Raw genomic sequence first — 22,672 nt, 5'->3', positions numbered from 1 at the left:
GCGGGCCACCTCAATCAATAGGTCTTCTCGCAAAGTACAGCAAATACACCCGTTTGACATTTCGACAAGACGCTCTTCAGTTCGATCAAGGGTTGCCGTAGTTGATACAAGCGATGCATCAATATTAATTTCGCTCATATCGTTAACAATCACTGCCACTCTTCGCCCTTCACGATTAGCGAGAACATGATTTAACAATGTAGTTTTTCCCGCTCCTAAAAATCCAGAGAGGACAGTTACTGGAAGTCGTTCTTTCATACGATCAGATTATCATATTGAGAATGCATTCTCAATACGAGTCAGCATAAAAATGAGTCCCCTAGCTATTGCAATGGCTCTGAAGAAACCACTAAGGGCCTGAGCTCTGTACTGAAAATCTAAATGACGGTCTAAGGGAGACCATTCCTGGGTATTCCTGTTTAGTAATACTAGATATAATGTGTGTCTGAAGCGTTTAAATTGCGTGACACAAAGAACGACCAAACAAGGGAGAATTAATGGAGATCCCAAGAAGCGAATACCCACGTCCACAATTTGTGCGGCCCGATTGGTTGTGCTTAAACGGTGAATGGCAATTTGAGTTTGATCAAGGAGATAGTGGTCTTGAACGTGGGATCCTAGATCGAGCATTAACCGGATCAATCACGGTTCCTTTCTGTCCAGAGTCTGAATTATCTGGTGTTGGTAACCACGATTTTCATAGTGCCGTGTGGTACAGACGCAAAGTAGTTATTCCTAAAGCTTGGACGGGGCGCAAAGTTTTGCTCCACTTTCAAGCAATTGATTACGACGCGACTGTTTGGGTGGACAAAATTGAGGTAGGACGACACAGGGGTGGATTTTCTCCCTTCACCTGTGATCTTAGTGGCGTTGCTGAGCCCGGAGAAACCGTCACTCTAGTAGTCCGGGCGCGCGATGAACACACTCGTTTACAGCCGCGAGGTAAACAAGCCGTCAGTTACGCTCCTAGCGGTGTCATGTATGTGCGTACCACAGGAATTTGGCAATCGGTATGGCTCGAACCTGTCCCTGAAGTTGCTTTACGGCGTCCCCGTCTAACACCAGACCTTGCTAATAGTATGATCCGGCTCGAGCAGCCCATCACAAACAATCGGCCGAATTTAAAGTTACGGGTTACCGTGAGCGATGCGTTGGGAGAAGTGGTCACTGGTGAGTGCCGAGCAGACCTGGATCTTACCCCGAGACTAGATCTTTTGGTTCCAGAAGAACGTCGCCGACCATGGTCTAACCAAGATCCTCACCTGTACGACCTTGTCATCCAACTTCGTGACCAAGATGGTTGTGTTATTGACCAAGCTACGAGCTACGCAGGTTTACGCAGTGTAGCTATAGACCGTAAAGCCATAAAACTTAATGGTGAAGTTGTATTCCAGCGCCTTGTTTTAGATCAAGGTTACTACCCTGATGGCATTATGACTGCCCCCAATGATGAGGCTCTCCAGACTGATATTGAGTTGAGTCTAGCAGCAGGATTCAATGGCGCCAGGCTTCATCAAAAAGTGTTCGAAGAACGCTTCCTCTATCACGCTGACAAAATGGGATATCTTCTCTGGGGTGAGTTCGGTGATTGGGGTTGTCTCGCCACTGATCCTACTAGTGGTGCGCAGTCAGGTAATGGGATGCAGCTACCTGGGTCTGATTACGTTACACAGTGGCTTGAGGTTCTCGAACGCGATTACTCTCACCCGAGCATAATTGGCTGGTGTCCTCTAAACGAAACTTGGCAATCCCTTACAGACAAGATCACTACTCTTGACGATGTCACTCGGGCCATGTACTTAGCGACCAAGGCAATGGACGTCACAAGACCCGTTCTTGACGCATCTGGTTACTCCCATAGGGTTCCCGAGGCCGACGTTTATGATAGTCACGATTATGACCAGAACCCCGAGACGTTTGCTAAGAGGCATGCGGGCCTAGTTAGAGACGAACCGTACGTGAACAATTCCGAACAATGGCCCGGTGGACTCCTGGCTTTAAATAACAAGAACTGGTCTTTGCCTTATAAGGGCCAGCCTTATTTCGTGAGTGAATTTGGTGGCATCTGGTGGAATGCAGATCTCGCTGAAGATGAGGAATCTTGGGGTTATGGTGAAAGACCCAAGAACATCGCGGAGTTTTACGATCGCTTCGAGCGTCTTTGTGCTGTGCTTTTGGGCAACAAGGATATGTTTGGCTACTGTTACACGCAACTCACCGATGTGTATCAGGAGCAGAACGGTATTTATAAGTTTAACCGTGGCACGAAGTTCGACATGGAGCGCATTCGTAAAGCTCAACAGCGGACTGCAGCTAACGAAGAAGAAATCGACTAGGTGAATCTCTAGTCGATTCCATCCATAAAAATGAGATACAGTGTTCTCGGGAAAAATGTGACCACATCTTTTTCCCATAACCAACAAGTTATTTTGATTTAAGAGGCTAGAGAATGCCGGGCCTCCACCCTCGTCTTTTGTAAGAACTCTTGTACATTTACGGGTTGCCCAGTCCGGCTACTTTCGATTGCCGAGAAAATTAATGCTACAGATTGCAGGTTGTCTTCAAGGTTAGTCTCCATAGGTTCGCCACCATCTAACCAATGAACGAATTTTTCTACCAGCCAGGCATCGGTCCATTTACGTTGTTCGAGGAGAGGTACTACCTCCCCTTCGTTTTCGCGTGCACTAAACACCCTTTCTTCAGGCTGGTGTCTAAAACGACGTACTTCTCTGTGGTCCATGATGAGTGTTGTGTTTTCACATTCGACCCTTACGTACTCCTTACTCCAACCGTTAAATCCGACGGCGTTGGTGTACGCCCCTTCGTAAGTGGCTTTAGCCCCGCTTTCAAATGACATCGTTACGAGTCCTTGGGAGTCACCACCGTAAGTACCCCATTGGGGATTCCAGGTCGTTGCGAATATTGTCTCGCATTTGGAACCAATCAGGTCAGCAATTATGTCGAGATGGTGGACCGCCCCCTCAATCATGAGAGGATCGACCATTTGGTGTCTAAATACTGCTCCCCAATCATTAAATTCTCGCATGTCATTCGTGTGCCGACCTACGACATAATCGATTACTCCATGGTCGCCCGACCGTAATTCTTCCCGGAGTGTAGTTTTGTCCTGATCGAAGCGGTGACTCATAGTAACGCCCATCTTCACCCCAGCTTGAGCTACCTTTTCCGCAATTCGGCATGCTGAAAGTAAAGTATCAGCTATGGGTTTTTCGGAAAGAATATGCATCCCATGCCTCAGCGCCATATCCACAACATCCTCGTGGAACGCTGGTGGCACTACCACTGTACAGAAGTCCGCCTCGTTTTCTTCAAACGCTTTTTTCATGTCGGTATAGCACCGATCAGCTGGCACACCCAAACCCTCCTGAGCGTGTATTAGCACCTCGGGATCTATATCAACTGCAGCGACCACTTCAACGAGTTCATCTTTTATGTTCGGTGGTAGAATGCTAGCACACCAACTTCGACCACGTCCGCCCGTCCCAACTTGAATAACCTTATAAGCCATATCTAACTCTCCCTCTCACAAATACTTTAGTGCAGTCTAGCTTTCAACTGAAAGCCTATTCAGAGATACAGTCCCGTTGATTAGGACTCAGGGTGCTCCAGAGTCCACTACACTACCATCGTTCCCCTAACAGCAGAGACGGTGGGACTAGTCAACTACTACTACTCCGATAATTAAACTACCTTATGAAGTATTTGTTTCGGAATAGACATGCGATTGTTAGGGATAATTCCGCACTAAGGCCTAGTCGTCATACAATAGTATTCTCCAGTGGCTGATTCCACGACTAATTCCTCTGATCCTCTTTTCCGTCCCGCTGATGCCGAGCCGCTTGCCGCACGAATGAGGCCGCGGACGCTTGATGAATTTATTGGTCAAGCCCACATCCTTGGTCATGGCCGGCTGTTACGTCGCGCAATACAGGCCGATCGCCTCTCTAGCCTAATCTTCTATGGTCCGCCTGGCACCGGGAAGACCACTCTTGCACGAGTGATAGCTAATACCACAGAGGCAGCCTTCACAAGCCTCAATGCTGTCCTTTCCGGCATAAAAGACATAAGAGCTGCTGTAGGAGAGGCAAAGCAGCGTCTCGATTTTGAAGGACGCCGTACCATTCTTTTCATAGACGAAGTTCATCGTTTTAACAAGGCACAACAGGACGCTTTACTACCTTGGGTAGAGAGCGGTACGGTGATTCTGATAGGTGCAACTACTGAAAACCCATACTTTGAGGTTAACAAAGCCCTTGTGAGTCGTAGTCGGCTCTTTCAACTTAAACCCCATACGGAAGATGAGCTTCGCCAAGTAGTTGCTACTGCCCTGACAGATACAGAACGAGGTTACGGTGATCGCCAAGTTCAACTCTTACCGGATGCTCTTGATCATTTGGTTAACGTCGCCAATGGGGATGCTAGGGCTCTCCTCAATGCTATAGAACTGGCTGTCGAGACTACCCAAATGACTTCAGGGAAAGTCCGCATTGATCGTGAGGTAGCTGAGGAAAGTATTCAGCGCCGGGCCGTCCTTTACGATCGCGATGGGGACGTACATTTTGACACCATAAGCGCCTTCATAAAAAGCCTTCGCGGCAGCGACCCGGACGCTGCTCTTTACTGGTTAGCGCGAATGGTCTATGCAGGAGAAGATCCACGGTTCATTCTCAGGCGAATGATTATCTTTGCAAGTGAAGATATTGGCCTAGCGGATCCGAGTGCTCTAGAGGTAGTCGTTGCGGCGGCACAGGCTTTTGACTACGTGGGATTGCCTGAGGGGCGCTTTGCCCTATCACAAGCGGTACTCCACCTAGCTACGGCGCCAAAAAGCAACAGTACACTTGGGTTCTTCGATGCTCTCGAGGCTGTAGGCCGGGAGCGCGAAGCAGAGGTACCGGCTCACCTGAAGGACGCTAATCGGGATAGCGAGGGTTTCGGCCATGGAAGGGGTTACCTTTACCCTCACGCCTATCGCGACCACTGGGTCGCTCAACAGTACTTACCTGGTGCCTTACAGGGCCGGGTATTCTACCACCCTAATAACTTAGGCAACGAAAAGGAAGTCCGTGATGACGTCCTTAGAAGGCGCGAATCTCAACTCGCTGCGCTCCTAGAGAATGACTTCCTTGGTCCGGGAGAGATTTTAACTATGAGCCCACCTGATAAGGACCGTGATCAATGGGTAGCTCGGGTGAACTCCGGTGCGGGAGCGAGGTTATCATCCATCCGGGAGGCAGTTTTTGATCTTAGTCAAGTACTGCGCCATCACCTTATTCTTGACCTGGCTTCTGCTAGCGGCCTCTTAACCTGGGAAGGACTAAGACGGGCGCCAGAAGGCCAAGTTTGGGCAGTTACCGATACTACAAAAGAGGCTGAGTTTCTACTCGAGACGGCAGAGAAACTAGATCATCTATACCGCCCGATCGTCCTTTCAGGGGCACTAAAAGACCTCAAACAAGTTGTTCAAGAGCAAGCAGGAAAGGACCCAGCACCCAAGTTTGATCGGGTCTTTGTTCGAGGGATCTTCCAGCGCGACCCATCTGCTAAACCGTTCAAATTGATCGCCCCACTACTTGCAGACTCGGGAGCGATAGTTGTTATCGAGCCAGACCCTGGCACTACCCAGAGGCTTTACAGTCTCCTCCCCGATGGGGCTCTTTCAGAGAATTTGTTACGGCAGTTGGTGGAGGCTGAGGAAAACATATATCGTGATGCCCCCGACGGGGTCGCTATATCAGATGCAGCCAACGAAGTTGGACTTACGAAGATTAGGATCAGGACCCTATCGCACGAAGTGGTGTGGCGGATCACTGAACGAACAATAGATCGTTGGTTTACGACTCGAGAGGCAGGACGACCCTCGTTCGTTGATCATCTTGCTCGAATACTTGATCCTGAACAAATCAAGGAAGTGCAAGATGCATTTAATCGCTACCTGTTGAGCCAGAACATCACCTGGAAGACAGGGACACTTTTGGTACGCGTAGAATGACCAGCCAGGCTGAACAATTAAAAGTAATTCTCTAGTTAAAGTAGTTAGCTATAGCACAATTGACCTGAGGTACATCGATTGGGATTCCGTCATTACGGAGGGACTCAGTGGCACAGTATCCTGCTGCAACGCTGTGCCGAGCTGCTAATGGCGAGGTCCGCGGCGTACCGCCCTCCCGAGCATAATGCAAGAACTCACGAACGATTCGTTGGTCGGCACCACCGTGATCATCTGTGGGGGTACTAACGTCGAATGTCTCGTCGGCCTCCGGACTGTACCGGTCTACACGCCTATTCCAAAGCTTTACGATTGCGCCAGGTTGACTGTCACCAAAATTCTCCAAGCGACCCTCAGTACCTATGATGGTGTAATTGCGCCAGTAATCAGGGGTGTAATTGCACTGCTGGTAACAGGCATAAACGCCATTGTCAAGACGCATTTGCATCATGCTTAGGTCCTCAACAGTGATGATGGGGTTCATGCCGGTCTGATTCAACGGTGGCCAATTGTCTACTGATAAACCCTGGCGCCACGGAATCGGGGACAACGTTTTATCAGTGATTTGGTCATAGAGAGTGATTGCACCCATAGCATTAACGCGCTGGCTGTAGCCGCCACATAACCAGTGCAGTACGTCGATGTCGTGGCAAGCTTTCTGCAATAGTAGGCTAGTTGTGTGACGGCGGTCAGCGTGCCAATCCTTAAAATAAAAATCACCACCCTTACCGACAAAATGTCGGCACCAAGCCGTCTTTACTTCGCCAATAGCACCTTCTTCGATGAGGGTTTTCATAGTGTGAATGGAGGTCATATGCCGCATGTTGTGGCCAACGAAGAGCCTGCTTCCAGTTCGTACTGCAGTCGTCAGGATACGATCACAGCCCGCTATCGTGATGGCCATAGGTTTTTCTAGGTAAACCGTAAGGCCGCTCTCTAGGGCAGACACGGCATGTTCCTCGTGTAGGTAGTCAGGCGTACATATGAATACGGCATCCAGTCCCAAGCGAAACAACTCACTGACATCCCTGGTGATCAACACGTCAGAACCGTAATCGTTCTTTTGTTGCGCCAGCAATCCTTTGTCAATATCAAAACAGGCGACTACCCGAGAGCCCTGCCCAGGCTGGTGGGCGTGGCGAGCGATAGCACCTCGACCACCGCAACCGAGAACACCAATGCGCAGATCACCCATGATGAGCCTCCCACCTTGATCTTACATGAAGCAGCTGAATTCTAGACGAAGTTCATCCCTTAATAGACGCTAGGAGGGTGGGAGTCTAAATGCCACCACCCTCAGTAATATTCAGCATCGTTTAGTCTTTGCGTTTGTCTCGCAGCTGCCAATCGTCTGCGAAGAGGTTGAAATGCTTCCCTTGGCGTGGGTGTTCGGCGATGAAATCCTCATTTAATTCGACACCAAGACCCGGACCATCTGGTAATGAAAAATAGCCATCTATCACTTCAGGTACGCCGGGAGCAGCCTGTTTAACGTGACTGTCAGCGAAGTCGTTGAAGTGTTCCTGGATCTTGAAGTTTGTCGTTGATGCAGCGAGATGGAGAGCTGCAGCAGTAGAGACAGGACCTCCCACATTATGTGGGGCGATAAGAAGGTAGTTAGTCTCAGCGGTAGCAGCGAGTTTTTTGGTGGCTAACAAGCCTCCAAAGTGACTGATGTCTGGTTGGATAATGTCGGCAGCCTGTTGCGAGAATAGGTCTCGGTACTCGTAGGGAGTGTGAATCCGTTCCCCCGTGGCAATTGGAATGCCGAGAGGTAGTACTGCTTCACGAACATCACGCAGTGCTGCCATGTTCTCTGGTGGGACTGGTTCCTCAATCCAAGCTGGTTTGAAAGGTGCTAACTCTCGGGCAATCGCAACCGCGGTAACAGGGTTAAAACGACCGTGCATCTCGATAAGAATTTCGACGTCGGGGCCAACTCCATCGCGTACAGCCTCGACCATAGCTACCACTTTGCGCTTCTCAGGAGCGTCAAGTTCGTAGAATCCAGCACCGAAGGGGTCAAACTTAAGGCCGCGATAACCCTTCTCAACCACAACCTTCGCTGCCTTGTGGAACTCTTCCGGAGTCCTCTCAACTTGATACCAACCGTTGGCATAAGCTTTGATTTTATCTCGGACGGCCCCGCCAAGTAGTCGGTAAACTGGTTGGTCTGTTGCTTTGCCGATGATGTCCCAGCAGGCTACTTCAATCAGTGCCGCGCCCGTCATAGCGATCTCCCCCGCGCGGCCATAATCCTCCCGAAGAGTTCGCTGTACTAGGCGCTCCACATCGAAAGGATCCGTGCCTAGTACGTAACGGTATACGGTTTCCTGGAGATAACCGAGAAGTGTATCGGTCCGGTTGAGTGGTCTCGTCTCACCGACACCGACAAGTCCCTCGTCAGTTTCGACTTTGACAAATAGGATGTCGCGCCAGGGGGTCCCGAGCACGAGCGGTGTGACGTTAGAAATCTTCACGATTTAGCCTCCACCCCTATGCTACCGGGTTGCGACCGAGTGCAGTCAAATTAAAGGACGACTTTAGAGGTTAAAGTTGGTTTATGGTGAGCGTTGAAGAGTCTTTTGATGGGTTAGGGGAAGGCCGCCGTTACGATATTGACTGGCTTAGGGTCATCGCCATAGGCCTTCTTTTGGTTTACCACATTGTGATTGTTTTTCAACCTTGGGCTGCCTTTATTGGGTTCCCAGTTAGCAAAGAGCCTTTAGAAGCTATCTGGCCATTTACGGAGTTGCTTAATGTTTGGAGGATTCCCCTCCTATTCATGGTTTCTGGTATGGGTGTTTTTTTTGCAATTAGGCGTAGAAGTTGGTGGCAATTATGGGTGGAACGATCTAGACGAATCCTACTACCACTTATTTTTGGTTTTTTCACGATTATTCCCCTCCACGTACTAATTTTCTTAAAATTCTATGGTGAAGGTTTTCAATATATTCCCAACCCTGGCCACTTGTGGTTCCTCGGCAACATTTTTTTATATGTCTTGTTGTTAACCCCAATATTCTTTTTTTTGAAGCGGCATCCAAACAATGTTCTTTTCGTATCATTGCGCCTCCTCTTGTCTTTACCGGGCGGGGTTTATGTGTTTGTTTTGCCGTTTGTGCTGGAGGTCTTATTAATCAAGCCAGAGAATTTTGCTTATTATTTGCCACCATATTTTGGTAACAGGATACTCGGATTAGAAGCCTTTCATGGCTTGCTGTTGGGTTTTTTAGCCTTCTTTTTGGGGTTTTTATTGATGGCATTAGGAAAGGTGTTCTGGCGAAACCTTGAAGGGCATAGGTACACGAGCCTAAGTGTTGGTGTAACGTTATTCTTAATTCGTTGGTTAGTTTTCCATTTTGACGGGATGCCTGACATACTGAGGGCAGTTGAATCGATGATGTGGATTCTAGCTGTGCTTGCTTTTGGATATCGTTACCTGAATCGATCTAGCCCTGCACTAGCTTACCTAAGTCAAGCTGCGTATCCGTTCTACATAGTCCATATGGTTTTCCTCTACTTGGCAGCCTTTTGTGTTCTTCAGACTGAAATTCCGGTGGCGCTTGGGTTTCTAGTGGTTATAATTTTGACCTTTGGTGGGTGTTTTGCTTCGTTTGAACTCCTGCGTAGGGTCGGGTTCCTCCGTCCTCTATTTGGAATGAATCCTAAGCGACCAAGTAACCTATAGCAACTCCTAGCAAACAAGTTAAGTACCAAACTAGTTTCTTTAGAACTTTTGGTTATGCGATCCAGCATTAGTTAGGTTGTGACGATAGCCAAAGCAAATACAACAAGGGGTTGTGTTTGAAAGGTCAACCATGGTTCTCAGTTGGAGGTTTCTTGTCTAGGTTATCGAAAGTCCTTGTTGCGTATCCAATAATTACTGGGTTGGTTTGATCTGCGGATTGTAGTCTCGGGCTTGATGCCGATAGTACGTATTGTAAAGTTCCGCGTAGTGACCATTACGGGCAAGCAACTGGTCATGGTTGCCGATTTCGATGATCTCTCCCTGTCTTAATACGATAATCCGGTCGGCGGCCTGAATAGTTGAAAGACGGTGAGCAATCACAATAGCTGTGCGAGTCCGCAGCACGATATCAAGACCCTCCTGGATTTGGGCTTCAGTGAAGGGATCGACGCTCGCTGTGGCCTCGTCAAGAATCACGATAGAAGGATCTTTTAGCAGTACTCTGGCAAGGGAAACCAGTTGTCTTTGACCCATTGAAATACCTTTTCCTTCTTCACCCACCGGGGTATCTAGGCCGTTCTGGAGAGCATCGATCCAATCACCACCACCAATACTATTAGCTACTGCTGTTACCTCCTCGTCCGAGGCTTCAGGGTTACCGTAACGGATGTTATCGCCCACGGTGCCTGCAAACAGAAATGGTGATTGTTGAACGAGGCCAAGATTACGACGGTAGGACCCGAGGTCAAAGGATCTGATATCTTGATTGTCAATTAGAATTCGACCCCCCTGAAACTCATAATATCGAGCGATAAGTTTCCCAATGCTTGATTTCCCCGCTCCAGTGTGACCTACTAAAGCAAGGGTCTCATTCTCATCAATGGTCAAGTCAAAACCATCAAAAACTTGTTCTTGCTCGTTATATCGAAAAACAACATCTTCAAACTTTATGTGCCCCGCTACATGATCGAGACGCCGATTGTCTGTCTGGGAGACTAAAGGTTCAGCATCGATTAAAGCAAAGACGCGCTCGCTAGCAGATAGTCCGAGCTGGAACTGACTCCAGAACGAAGCAATACTAGTTAGTGGGAACCAGAACAGGTTAATGCTCTCTACAAAAAGAAACCACTCCCCAGGAGATACTGATCCGGTACTCACATTCAGCCCGCCGGCATAGATAACTACTGCGCCCCCCACCCCAGCTATTGCTCCAAGAATAGGGAAGATCGAACTGAATACGAGGCCCTGTCGCAAGTTAAGGTCGTAAGAGCGTTTGTTAACCTCACGGAACTCTTCAAAGATGGTGTTCTCTTGGCGGAAGGTTTTAGCAACGGAAATACCAGCTACCGACTCTTGCACCTTGGTGTTCACCTCAGCTAAGACCCGTCTTGCCTGCTGAGAGGTGTGCCTCGCAATGTGTCGGAAAGCCAAAGCAGCTGCAACTATCAATGGCGTTATGGCTAATGCAAGGAGGGCAAGGCGAACGTTGATGGTAAACAAAATTATTGCCACAATAAGAACCAACAATAGTTGGCTAATGAGGTTAAGCGTGAGCGTCACCACATTAGCGAATTCTTGAGTGTCTGAAGTCACACGACTGACGATACTGCCTGTCGGAAACTCATCGTAGAAAGAAAGGTCTCGGGTCATTACTGCGTCGAAAGCATCCTCGCGGAGGTTCAAGACGACAGAGCCAACAGTACGGGCGGTGAACCACTGGCGGAAAAAGTTAAAAGTCCAGGCCAGTACGCCCGCAACCAGGAAGGCTCCCACTATCAAAATTACTTTACTAAGATCCGGCCTCCCTCCCAGCGATGAGTCAATGAGACTATCAATTCCGCGACCAATCAGAACAGGAAGAGAAGCACTCATTCCAGCGTCCAGTACAACCATAAGGGCCACGAAAATCATGATCCCCCAAAAGGGTCTAAAGTAGCTCAGTATCCGTCTTACCAGTTGCCCATCGCTGTAGGTACGGTCGTACTTTTCCGCATCGACGCCCTTCATGATGAAACCCATTACTTGCTCCCCCTATTCCCGACTCGCAAAAATGCGTTGATAGATGTCGGAAGTACTAAGGAGTTGCCCATGATTACCTTGTGCCACGATTTTTCCTTGATGCATTACCAAGATAGTATCGGCTTTACGGATTTGGGATAGTCGATGAGTGATAATGAAGGTCGTGCGACCTTGTAAGACACGATTGATTGCTATTTGTATCTCGTCCTCCGTTGCACTGTCTATTGCGCTAGTAGAGTCGTCTAAGACAAGAATGCGTGGGTTGGTAAGTAATGCACGGGCGATAGCTAGGCGTTGACGTTGGCCACCTGAGAGAGTAGCTCCACGCTCCCCAATAATCGTGTCATAACCATCCTGAAAGTTCGAGATGAACTCGTGTGCCTGCGCCGATCGAGCAGCTTGCTTGATTTGCTCGATAGTAACCTCCTGGCCGAGCCCGAAACCAATGTTTTCGGCGATAGACCTGGAGAATAGGAATATATCCTGCTCGATTACCGATATTTGTGAGCGTAAAGATTCCAGGTTCCAATCGCGGACGTCGCGTTTATCAATCTGGAGGCTACCGTCGCTGACATCATAAATACGGTTAACAAGTCGCGTTAATGTGCTCTTTCCTGATCCAGTTTGACCGACAATAGCTACAGTCTCACCGGGCTCGATTCGGAACGACAAATTGCTTAATATTTCGCCACCACCTTTGTCGCCAAACCCGAAATTTACATTATTGAACTCCACCTCACCACGAATAGGACCTGTATGGCCACCAGAGTTCTCGTCTAGTTCAGTTTCCTCATCGATTAGCGTTAGGATGCGCTTTGCTCCAGCAACACCAAGCTGGACTAAGGAAAAAGTGAAAATTGAGATGAAGATCGGAAAGCGCAATACGCCCATGAGGCCCATGTAAGCAACAAGTTCTCCGACAGATAAGCTTCCCTGATAAAGTAGCCACAGGCCGTGGGCGAAACCCAGCGAGAATGCAATCCAGAATAATAGGATGGGAAGATAACGCGCTTGTACCTGTCCCTGCTTGACAAAGTGATCTTTATAGAGACTTGCATTCCGGTTAAACTTCTGTCTCTCAAGAGCTTCTTGGGCGGTAGCTTTTACAACTTCAATGCCCACAATAGTTTCGTTAAGTCCAGCGTTCATCATCCCGAATTGATATCTCATAGCTCCTGAAACAGGACCTAGCTGTCTAATGTAGGAACGCAATGCAAAGATAAATGTGACAAAGAAGATAATTGGTGCGATAAGTAGTTCGAGGTTGAGAAATCCAATAAAGATTAATGGTGTGACGATCCCAATCATCGACTCGGCGATTAGACCTATGCCTGGATTGATCATGGGATTCAGTTGGCGTACATCGTTTGCAGCGCGTGCCATTATGTCACCAACACGTTGCCTGTTATGGAAAGTTTGGCTTTTTCCAAGCAGGCTAGTGTAGAGTTCTTCGCGAGCGTCTCTTTCCAGCCGCTGGGCAAGGAATTGTGTTGCAAAGGCGCCCGCTAGGTCAACTATCCCACGTAACAGGACTATGCCTAGAATGAATAGAGAGATTGAGAGTAATCTGCGTACGTTTAGGTCGTTTCCGATCACTTGGTCAAAGGCTACCCCCGCAAGACGTGGGATGGCGCTGTTAAAGATATTGAGCAAAACCACACTGACGAGGAAGCCCAACAAAAAAGACTTATAACGTAATAGGTGCGAGATAACCCATCGCACAGGACTTGATCGGTCATAGGTGTACTCACCGTCGACTCTAAACTCCCGGTTGGGTTGAGTATTACGTACAGTAATGGGGATGGACAAGATATCTCCTCAAGGACCCGGGGTACTGGATAGAGTTTACCCGAAGGACTACCAAGATAGTGTGGTTCCTACATAAATCGTTGCTCTTGCAACGTATGTTGCGGTCTAAAACTTTGGTTACCATTTACAGAAATTGCCAGAAATAACAGCTCGTTTTTGGATCACTCAGCGCTTCGTCGCTGAAATATACCGGGAAATCCTGTTCGCTAAGGTGTGGCAGGTTTAGTGCAGTGCTTACTTAACGACGATGAATAGAGCCAAGAATAAGTAAGCGGTAGGCATTGCTACTATGACGCTATCGATCCGATCAAGAACTCCACCATGGCCAGGAAGTAGAACACCGGCATCTTTTACTCCTACCCACCGCTTAAACAGGGATTCTATAAGATCACCTATTTGGGCACCAGTTGCAGCTAAGAGTCCTAGTGCTATGCCATCACCCCACCCGATATCAGGGCCACTCACCTTATGTAATAGGGCAAGAATACAAACTACTCCGATAGTAGCTAGTACAAGTCCTCCAAGGGCGCCTTCTATGGTCTTTTTCGGGCTGATTCTTGGGATTAACTTTCGCCGCCCAAAGAGGGCACCGAAAAAGAGGCCTCCTGTATCAGCGCCAATTACGGCCAGTATTGGAATCGCTAGTGACCATAAGCCCAAAATATTGTCCGGATAGTAGCGGAGGGTGATGACGAAGGAAAATAACCAGGGAATGTATACATAACCAAGAACAGTCGCGACGACATTACTAAGGGAATATTTTTTTGGATTGATGAGCTTGAGAATAATGACGTAAATGACGAATAAGATTAGGAGCAAAATGCGCCAACTTAGGCCTTCGATTGGTGAATGACCGCCTAAAATTTGTGCTGGGAGTGACGCTGGAACTGTTAGGGCAGTAACTAACCAAAGGCTACGAAGTTGTATTGAGATACCACGGAGTTTGAGTAAACGGCTGTACTCGTATAGCCCTACACAGGAAAGCAATAGGTAAATAGGTGCAAGTAGAGGGAATCCAACCCAAATCGCTAGGAGGGCAATTAAGAACGCAGCTAATCCGAATAGTATCCGGTCTCGCCCAAAGGCATTGGGTGATATTCGGTCAGGTGGAGTAGCTGCGGGAACTCGCATCTATACGGCTGTTTCTCCCCTATAAACAGATGAGGTGGTGGAGGATCAGACCTCCATGATGTCGTTTTCTTTTCGGTTCAGGTGTTCGTCAATGTCACTCGTGAACTGGTTGGTTAGTTTCTGGATTTCAGTTTCGCCTAGACGTACGTCATCTTCAGTGAGGAGATTCTCTGCATGTAGTTCCTTTAGTTCAACGTTTGAGTCCCGTCGTATGTTACGGATGGCAACCTTCGCCTCTTCAGCCATATTTTTTGCCGTTCTAACTAATTCACGTCTGCGATCATCGTTAAGGGCAGGGACGGTAATGTAGATTGCCTCACCTTGATTACTTGGGTTGAATCCCAGATCACTCTCCTGTACAGCTTTTTCGATGTCCTGAATGACACTCTTGTCAAATGGTGTGATCAGCAAAGTTCGGGGGTCGGGGCTGGACACGGTGGCCAGTTGGTTGAGGGGGGTGTTAGTTCCATAATAGCTAACCCCTATTCGACTGAGGACATCGGGATTTGCTCGGCCGGTACGGATCGTGGCGATGTTAGAATCAAATGCGTCAAGAGACTTTTGCATTCGTTCGTTAGTTTCGGTTAGAACGCTTTCCATTTCTATCCTCCCCGTTGGTTGATTAACTAACGGTGGGTTAGTACGTTGGTTTCTTAGTGTACCCCTTCAAACGTCCTTTGGTCTTTGAAAGGCATTCGTTTGCTAACTCTGATTACTAATCCGAGTTCCAATTTGGTCACCTGCAAGGAGTCGTTCGAGATTACCCTCGACAAAAATATCAAAGACGGTAATAGGCAGATCACGACCCATACATAAACTAATAGCTGTCGCGTCCATTACTCGAAGATCTTGATTCAGAACTTCTAGGTAGGTTAGTTGTTTGTAAAGAATGGCATCAGGATTTTGATGTGGGTCTTCACTGTAGACCCCATCAACTTTATTCTTAGCCATCAATACCATGTCAGCATCGATTTCCAGTGCACGAAGTGTTGCTGCTGTGTCAGTTGTGAAGAACGGGTTGCCAGTTCCACCTGCAAAGATAACAATTCGATCCTTTTCAAGGTGCCTCAGGGCACGACGGCGGATATAAGGTTCAGCGAGCTCTTGCATGCTAATTGCTGACTGAACCCGGGTTTGAATAAAGTTCTGTTCTAGTGTGTCCTGAAGAGCTACTGCGTTCATGACTGTAGCAAGCATACCAACGTAATCAGCGGTTGCTGGATCCATGCTGCCACCATGTTGAGCCCCTCGCCAGAAGTTGCCTCCGCCCACGACAACCGCTAACTGGACACCCGATCCATGTGCAGTTGCAATTTCCTTAGAGATGACTTGTGTGGCTTCAAGATCAAGGCCGAAGCCTTTTTCTCCGGCAAGAAACTCACCTGAAATCTTGAGTAAAACTCGTTTTAAGGTCATTCTCCTATTGAAATTCGGCAGAAACTACCGATCTGAATGTTCTCCCCTAGGGTAGCAACTGCTTCTTTGACCAACTGTTCGACAGTTTTCTTGTCATCTTTAACGTAGGGCTGCTCCAGGAAAACAATTTCTTCGTAAAATTTCCCGAGCCTACCTTCAACTATTTTATCGATTACACTTTCCGGCTTTCCCTCTTCTAGTGCCTGGTTGCGGAGCGTTTCACGCTCAGAATTTTCGGTGTCTTGTGGTATATCTTCACGTTGTAAATAACTTGGGTTTGCCATCGCAACGTGAATGGCAAGGTTTTTGGCAAGTTCTTGAAAAACCTCGTTTCGAGAAACGAAATCTGTTTCGCTATTAAGTTCAACCAAGGTAGCAATCTTGCCATTGTGATGCACGTAGCTACCGACAAATCCCTCAGAGGCAGTCCGGCCAGCTTTCTTTGACGCCCCAGCTATTCCCCGCTCCCGGAGCAATTGGGCTGCCCGATCTACATCCCCATCAGTCTCCTCAAGGGCATTTTTTACGTCTAAGATTCCTGCTCCGGTAATAGCCCGAAGCTGTTTGATATCTTGCATAGATACAGCCATTGTTCTTCCTTTCTTAATAATGAGGTCGCGATTCAGGCCTCTTTAGCAGATTCTTCCTCGACAGTGTCATCGGTTTGTTCTACGCTTAAGGTCGAGTCAACTTCGTCATCCTTTTCAGCGTCAGGAGTTACTTCTGACGCTATTCCTAGCTCAGATTGCTCTTCGCTCGAAACATCAGGTGTAGTTGTATCTGTTGTGCTCTCTTCTTGTGCCAGTTGGGCAGCTGCTTGGATAGTTAATTCGGGAGAAGAAAGAGGGGTGGGTAAAGTTGGGCGGTCCTCAGTGTTCAGTTGGTCTGATGGGAGTTCCACAGGAACGTCAACTCCGCCACGTATTTCGACAATGAGGTCAGCCAGTCTTGCAGTTACTAGCTGGATCGATCTAATTGCATCATCGTTACCAGGAATAATGTGGTCCAGCACATCTGGGTCTGAGTCGGTGTCAGCAAGTGCAACGACAGGAATCCCCAGTTTGTTTGCTTCTCTTACCGCTATCTTTTCCTTAGTCGGGTCAACCACAAACAGCACGTCAGGTAGGCGATTCATATCCCGTATGCCACCAAGATATCTGCGTAAGCGGCGTAACTCTTTGCCTAGTTCGATTTGTTCCTTTTTACTATATTTGAGTGCTGACTCGTCTTCGAACATAGCCTCAAGATCTTTTAAGCGGTCAACGCGAGTTCCGATAGTTTTGAAATTAGTTAGTAATCCTCCCAACCAGCGTTCATTAACATATGGCATTCCGCAGCGCCGGGCTTCAGCAAGGAGGATCTCCTGTGCTTGCTTCTTTGTGCCGACAAAAAGTATGGTTCCGCCCCTACCAGCAGTATCCCGGAGGTAGTCAAGGGCTTTTTCGCTCTCAACCAGTGTTTTTTGTAGATCGATAATGAAAATACCGTTACGCTCAGCGAAAATATAACGTTTCATCTTCGGATTCCAGCGCTTTGTTTCGTGACCGAAGTGGACGCCGGCCTCCAACAGTTGTTTCATTCCAAGGTATGACATAAAACTTCCTCCAAGGCGGGACGTTGGGAATCTAGTGGGGTATCGGACAGGAGTTGAACGAAAGCATTAACGGTTGTCGTAAAGACTTGCCGATTAAGTTCTTCAATCCTAGCCCCGGTGTTGGTTTAAAAGCATGGACATCCCGCTGCCATACTTCTCCAAGCACCAGGATAATAGCAGACGGAAGCCGTTTGTGGGAAGCCCGGGATATATTCGCCTTAAGCTAGTTGCTTCCCAAGAGATAAAATTGTGCTGGAAAGATCAAATTTTTCCTGATTAGGCAATTAAATATGCTGTTCTAACAAATCAGCGTCCTCATTGTCGATTTGGATCCCTGGCTGCTTAACGTATTTTTAAAGGGTCCCCAAAGCGTCTTGGGCTTCCCTATACTCGGGATCGATCTCTAGGGCTTTTTCGAAAGCCCTTTTAGCTGCAGCGCTGTCATCACTTTCGCCACGAGAACTGTAAATTATTCCGAGGTAATAATAAGCTTCAGCACTGGCGGGCGGAAGTAAGGCACCCTGTTGGGCGCGTTTAATAGCTTCCGCAAAGTTTCCTTGCGCCAAATAAGCCCGGGCGAGATACGTATAGAGTGGTGGTGTTAAGACTGAACTGTCCATAGCTACAGCTGCTTCTAAGTGGTGTACAGAGGTATTGATACTTCCACATTCAAAAGTGACAATCCCTAGTTGGGAGATTGCTGAAAGGGAGTTGGGTGCAAGGGCAACTGCCTGAGCAAGTTCGTATTGCGCCTCACGACAATTACGTGGTTGGATTCGATAATAGACGTTACCTAGTGTGTTACGAGCTGTAGCGTTAGTGGGGTCGAAAACAATAGCCCGCCGTAGAGTGGATACGGCTAAGTCAAGATTATTCTTATCACGATATGTGCGTGCCAAGTTAACGAGCACTCGAGATTGCTCCGACTTTTTTAGTCCGGAGTTTGGGTTAGTAGCTCTTTCAGCTGCCTCCAACAAGGTGCTGTGGGCAATGGCGAGGTTACCTAGCTGATATAGCACCACGCCTTTAGTGTTGAGAACTTGAGCGCTCTTCGGTGCAAAACCCTCAGCTTTCTCGATTACGGTTAGGGCGTCTCTGAGACGATTTGGGAATCTTATTGAGTCAGCTACAAATTGGTTAACATATACCAGTGACAACTGGACATAGGCAGAAACGATATCTGGATTTCCCTCTATGGCCTGCCTAAAATCTTCAGCTGCCAATTGGTAATTACCCTGACAAGCAAGTGATCGGCCCCGACCGATTAACCCTTCAGGCAGGCTCTGATCTAACTTTAAGGCTTCTTGAAAGAAATACTGTGCTACCTGACAGTCGCCCTGTTGTAAGTAAAGATTACCATCGCTCACCAATGTCTCTAAATTGGTAGTGGTCTCTTGGGCACAGACAAACGGAATCCAAAATATTGCTATTAAGGTGAGCGTTAGATATCGAATTGCAGTGTTCAAAGTATCCTCCGGCGGCGCGGTGGATCGTTGACCCTAAGGTCAACGGCCATAAGCTCTGTACGAGCAAGCCTATCATTACCAGTAACTGTGAGAGGGACGTGTGTTTTTGTTTTAGTTATTTAGCAGTTCCCTCATATTTATCGGTTTGAGGCGGCCAGGAGTTTGCAATCACTAGGGGTGCATAGTGGGTTCTGGCCTGATATAACGGTTCTATGACAACTTTCGAAGGAAACTATCAGGGTAAGGGGTTACGTCTGGCCCTAATAGTGAGCCGCTTCAATGATTTCATAACTCGGCGGCTTCTAAAGGGGGCACAAGATACCTTGCGTCTTCACGGCGTAGCCACCGACGATATAGACATAGCCTGGGTACCTGGCGCGGTAGAGATTCCTCTTGTGGCCCGTTCTTTAGCGCAGAGCGATCGTTATCAGGCGATAATCACGTTAGGAGCGGTTATTCGTGGCGCTACTGATCATTACGAACACGTTTGTGGGATTGTGTCTAGTGGGGTTTCCCGAGCCAGTATTGATACTGGCGTCCCGGTGATTTTTGGGGTAATTACTACCGATACGATTGAACAGGCGGTTGAACGGGCTGGAACAAAAGCTGGGAACAAGGGTGCTGAGGCAGCTATGAGTGCGTTAGAGATGGCTACCTTGCTCGATAAGATTCGGAGTTAAAGAAAAATAAACAAGTATTATGCTTGTCTTATCCTGATATAATCCGTCGTCAAGTGAGTAGAGATGACAACCAGACTTACACAGCGAGGGAAATAGTGTTGGAGTTCTTTCCAGCTACTCCCGCAGAGTTGGTCCCCAAATCCTTAGGCGCAACCAATAGCTACCGAATCGTTGGTGACCAGGATGGCAGGCTTGTTATTTTTGATGCTAATGGTCATGAGGCCCATAGCTTGGCGCCCGTTCTTTCCTCTGGAAATCCCAATAATAAGCTGTGCTGTGATCTTTGTCATCGAACTGGTGGGAGGGATTTTCTGCAATTCTTACGCTCTGAAGTTCCTGGCTCAGGTGGCAGGCGCTTCCGGTACCTTTCAGCTTGCAAAGATATAGTGGGGTGTGAGGGCCGTCGTACCGACGATGGGCCAGTATTGGCATTGTTGGGTCGGGCGGAAACAGGCTAAAGTCGGCATAGCATTTTAGTCGTCTGAAGATCTATGTCTCTTTGGAATTGTGCAGAGGGTTTTTATTAGATATTTCCGTAATCGGCATGCCTAAATAAACTCCAGTCTTAATGGAATCGTGAAAGAATAAGTTACGATAATGGCTTTAAAAATGGCCTAGCAAACACCTTATCGTTAACAATTCTTGTTCTGTTCGGACAAAATTTTTGGGCTTAAATATACCGTAAGTGTTTGAATCTAGTCAGCATCATAAAATAGTCTGAGGGTAGTGTAACTCGTCGTTTGAGGAGTGAGGTAGACTCAACAACATGACTCGTAACCGTTGGGCTTCCCGTCGAGTTGAAGCAATGCCAGTTAATATGTTCGAGACGATGGAGCGTGCTAAAAAAGAGGCGCAACGTCGCGGGAATGAAGTAATCGACCTGTCGATTGGTTCGTCAGATCTGATTCCGCCCTTAGGTGCTTTGGAAGCTCTTAGGGTAGCTACGACTGATCCTTCAGCCAATGGTTACTGTCTCCATGCCGGCACTAGTGAGTTGAGGGAAGCTGCTAGCGCTTGGTATGCGGGTCGTTACGGATTCCAGGTTGATCCAGAATACAACGTTTTGACTCTTATTGGGTCCCAGGAAGGCCTTGCGAACTTGTTACTAGCTACTACAGATCCTGGTGATACCATTTTGCTTCCTGATCCAGGTTACCCATCGTATTTCGGAGCCGCCGCGGTGGCGGGTCTACGAGTCTCTCTGCTTCCTCTCGAGGCCCATAATAGATTTTTGCCTGACCTATCTGCCATACCCTCTGATATAGCGATTCGGTCACGAGCCATGGTGCTTAATTACCCAAATAATCCTACCGCTGCTGTTGCGGAAGAGGGATTCTTGCGTGAAGCTATAGCCTTTTGCTGTGATAACGAGATTTTGTTGATCCATGATTTTCCGTACATCGATATGGTGTACGGCGACTATGAGGCACCCTCGATTTTAGCTCTGCCAGGAGGATTAGAGGTCGGTGTCGAACTATTCTCGTGCAGTAAGAGTTTCCACATGGGCGGTTTTCGCATCGGTTGGGCAATAGGCAACGTTGACGTCATATCGGCTCTAGCGCGGGTTAAGGGTTCAATCGATTTTAATCAGTACTTGGGAATTCAGAGAGCAGCTGTTGTGGCTCTCAAACAGCCTCGAAAGAAATTGAGGCACGATGCATCGATTTTCCAAGATAGGCGTGACGCTTTGGTAACACACTTGAATCATCTAGGGTGGGATTTGCCCCTTCCAAGAGCAACAATGTATGTTTGGTCACGAATTCCTGATGGATATGACGACTCGTTCTCATTTACAGTACAGCTTGCTGAAGAGACCGGGGTGTGCCTTGCTCCGGGTAGAGGATTCGGAGAGCAGGGAGAAGGATTCGTGAGATTTGCCCTTGTACGTGAACCGAAAACACTCATTCGTGCTGTAGAAAAAATTAAAACCTTCACTGCTTAACCCAGACCTTGCAAGCATAGAGTTTTATTAACTGCATATCTTTTTGTTTTTCCACTAGGTTTTTTGAAATCTCTGAGAAACCGTCATATTGACCTAAATCATGTTGTAGGGGGTGACCAGGATGCGAAAGGGTTTATGTGACTCGCCATCATTTTTTTATCTGGCCATTCTGTTGCGAGGAAGCTTGCTTAATTTTATGAATATCTTACTGACACGCTGATTATGCCTGCTGAGAAGGGGCGAATTGCTACCCCTTGAGGCTATTTTAGCCTAAAGTGAAACAGTGAGCCTTCAAATTGGCCTTACTGGTAACATCGGGTCGGGTAAAACCACTGTTGCAGATCTCTTAGAAACGCACGGTGCTGCGGTGATCCAGGCTGATAAGCTAGCACGATTAGCTACCCAAGATTCGTCTGTTTTGATCCAGATAGAGCAGCAGCTCGGTCCTGGCCTAGTGGCTTTAGGTAAACTAAATCGCAGGCGTACAGCAGAGAAAATATTTCAAAACGAACCAGCACGGAAACTCCTTAATTCTATCATTCACCCTTGGGTTCGGAGGGTGCGGACGTTGATGATTAATGAACTGCTTGAGGGTCCAGAACCACCGGAACTGATAATCCACGACATTCCACTACTTTTTGAAACTGGAGTAGAGGTTGAATTCGACGCGGTGATTGTTGTTGCTGCTCCCCTTGGATTGCGAGCCACTCGTGTACAAGCTAGCGGGAGATTAGAAAGAGCTGAGGTGCAGATTCGTGATGCGACTCAAATGCCTCTGCAGGAAAAGGTTAAAAGAGCTGATTACGTAGTTAAAAATTGCGGTAGTTACGAAGATCTGGTTACCAAGGTTAACTGGTTGTGGCAGGAACTTATAACTTTAGCTCGCGATAAGTAAACCTAAGTAGTCAGGAGTC

18 protein-coding genes and 1 pseudogene are annotated in these 22,672 nt (G+C 47.8%); 7 read left to right on the top strand and 12 right to left on the bottom strand.

The window, feature by feature from the left end; all coding sequences use genetic code 11:
• A partial coding sequence (locus CMO31_03760; protein ID MAZ53115.1) for a hypothetical protein occupies nucleotides 1–258 on the bottom strand: 258 nt, incomplete at its 3' end.
• A gap of 239 nt (nucleotides 259–497) precedes the next feature.
• Here CMO31_03760 and CMO31_03755 point away from each other — a divergent pair.
• Nucleotides 498–2,336, top strand: a complete 1,839-nt coding sequence (locus tag CMO31_03755) for a beta-galactosidase (GenBank protein MAZ53114.1) — start codon at nucleotides 498–500, stop codon at nucleotides 2,334–2,336.
• A gap of 98 nt (nucleotides 2,337–2,434) precedes the next feature.
• Here the strand turns inward: CMO31_03755 and CMO31_03750 are convergent, their stop codons facing one another.
• Nucleotides 2,435–3,529: a hypothetical protein gene (locus CMO31_03750; protein MAZ53113.1), complete on the bottom strand. Its 1,095-nt coding sequence runs from the start codon at nucleotides 3,527–3,529 to the stop codon at nucleotides 2,435–2,437.
• 342 nt (nucleotides 3,530–3,871) lie between these two features.
• Between CMO31_03750 and CMO31_03745 the strand changes: the two genes are divergently transcribed.
• Complete coding sequence (locus tag CMO31_03745) at nucleotides 3,872–6,013, top strand: AAA family ATPase (protein MAZ53112.1); 2,142 nt, start codon at nucleotides 3,872–3,874, stop codon at nucleotides 6,011–6,013.
• A gap of 31 nt (nucleotides 6,014–6,044) precedes the next feature.
• On the opposite strand, the gene CMO31_03740 is transcribed toward CMO31_03745, so the two are convergent.
• Together CMO31_03740 and CMO31_03735 are read right to left on the bottom strand one after the other, a co-directional pair.
• Nucleotides 6,045–7,205 (bottom strand): oxidoreductase, encoded by a 1,161-nt coding sequence (locus tag CMO31_03740; protein ID MAZ53111.1) that lies wholly within the window; start codon nucleotides 7,203–7,205, stop codon nucleotides 6,045–6,047.
• 121 nt (nucleotides 7,206–7,326) lie between these two features.
• Complete coding sequence (locus CMO31_03735) at nucleotides 7,327–8,490, bottom strand: dehydratase (GenBank protein ID MAZ53110.1); 1,164 nt, start codon at nucleotides 8,488–8,490, stop codon at nucleotides 7,327–7,329.
• 83 nt (nucleotides 8,491–8,573) lie between these two features.
• Between CMO31_03735 and CMO31_03730 the strand changes: the two genes are divergently transcribed.
• A complete protein-coding gene (locus CMO31_03730) occupies nucleotides 8,574–9,701 on the top strand; it encodes an acyltransferase (protein ID MAZ53109.1) in 1,128 nt (375 codons plus the stop codon).
• Nucleotides 9,702–9,893: 192 nt separating this feature from the next.
• Here CMO31_03730 and CMO31_03725 read toward each other — a convergent pair whose 3' ends face one another.
• The 8 genes and pseudogenes from CMO31_03725 to CMO31_03690 form a co-directional block, all read right to left on the bottom strand.
• Nucleotides 9,894–11,720: an ABC transporter gene (locus CMO31_03725; GenBank protein MAZ53108.1), complete on the bottom strand. Its 1,827-nt coding sequence runs from the start codon at nucleotides 11,718–11,720 to the stop codon at nucleotides 9,894–9,896.
• Nucleotides 11,721–11,732: 12 nt separating this feature from the next.
• Complete coding sequence (locus CMO31_03720; GenBank protein ID MAZ53107.1) at nucleotides 11,733–13,517, bottom strand: ABC transporter; 1,785 nt, start codon at nucleotides 13,515–13,517, stop codon at nucleotides 11,733–11,735.
• A 246-nt stretch (nucleotides 13,518–13,763) separates the two neighbouring features.
• Entirely contained in the window at nucleotides 13,764–14,660 is an 897-nt protein-coding gene (locus CMO31_03715; GenBank protein MAZ53106.1) for a phosphatidate cytidylyltransferase, read from the bottom strand.
• A 45-nt stretch (nucleotides 14,661–14,705) separates the two neighbouring features.
• Nucleotides 14,706–15,260: a ribosome recycling factor gene (locus tag CMO31_03710; GenBank protein ID MAZ53105.1), complete on the bottom strand. Its 555-nt coding sequence runs from the start codon at nucleotides 15,258–15,260 to the stop codon at nucleotides 14,706–14,708.
• A gap of 102 nt (nucleotides 15,261–15,362) precedes the next feature.
• A complete protein-coding gene (locus tag CMO31_03705; protein ID MAZ53104.1) occupies nucleotides 15,363–16,076 on the bottom strand; it encodes a UMP kinase in 714 nt (237 codons plus the stop codon).
• Nucleotides 16,073–16,666: an elongation factor Ts gene (gene tsf / locus CMO31_03700; GenBank protein ID MAZ53103.1), complete on the bottom strand. Its 594-nt coding sequence runs from the start codon at nucleotides 16,664–16,666 to the stop codon at nucleotides 16,073–16,075. The genes CMO31_03705 and tsf overlap by 4 nt, the downstream gene beginning before the upstream one ends.
• 314 nt (nucleotides 16,667–16,980) lie before the next feature.
• A pseudogene (gene rpsB / locus CMO31_03695) lies at nucleotides 16,981–17,670 on the bottom strand (30S ribosomal protein S2).
• Between the two features lie 353 nt (nucleotides 17,671–18,023).
• Complete coding sequence (locus CMO31_03690) at nucleotides 18,024–19,136, bottom strand: hypothetical protein (protein MAZ53102.1); 1,113 nt, start codon at nucleotides 19,134–19,136, stop codon at nucleotides 18,024–18,026.
• A 212-nt stretch (nucleotides 19,137–19,348) separates the two neighbouring features.
• Between CMO31_03690 and CMO31_03685 the strand changes: the two genes are divergently transcribed.
• The 4 genes from CMO31_03685 to CMO31_03670 all read left to right on the top strand — a co-directional run bounded on the left by CMO31_03685 (nucleotide 19,349) and on the right by CMO31_03670 (nucleotide 22,653).
• The gene (locus CMO31_03685; GenBank protein MAZ53101.1) at nucleotides 19,349–19,816 is read left to right on the top strand and encodes a 6,7-dimethyl-8-ribityllumazine synthase; all 468 of its coding nucleotides are present in this window, start codon (nucleotides 19,349–19,351) and stop codon (nucleotides 19,814–19,816) included.
• Nucleotides 19,817–19,911: 95 nt separating this feature from the next.
• Nucleotides 19,912–20,274 (top strand): hypothetical protein, encoded by a 363-nt coding sequence (locus CMO31_03680; GenBank protein MAZ53100.1) that lies wholly within the window; start codon nucleotides 19,912–19,914, stop codon nucleotides 20,272–20,274.
• A 308-nt stretch (nucleotides 20,275–20,582) separates the two neighbouring features.
• Nucleotides 20,583–21,758 carry a succinyldiaminopimelate aminotransferase gene (locus tag CMO31_03675; protein MAZ53099.1) on the top strand — a complete coding sequence of 392 codons (1,176 nt, stop codon included), beginning with the start codon at nucleotides 20,583–20,585 and terminating at the stop codon, nucleotides 21,756–21,758.
• Nucleotides 21,759–22,041: 283 nt separating this feature from the next.
• On the top strand, nucleotides 22,042–22,653 hold the full coding sequence (locus tag CMO31_03670) for a dephospho-CoA kinase (protein ID MAZ53098.1): 612 nt from the start codon (nucleotides 22,042–22,044) through the stop codon (nucleotides 22,651–22,653).
• The last annotated feature ends 19 nt before the right edge of the window (nucleotides 22,654–22,672 follow it).

The sequence above is a fragment of the Trueperaceae bacterium genome (genome assembly GCA_002707365.1).
GTDB lineage: Bacteria > Deinococcota > Deinococci > Deinococcales > Trueperaceae > UBA6957.
This window is presented reverse-complemented; position numbering and strand designations above follow the sequence as displayed.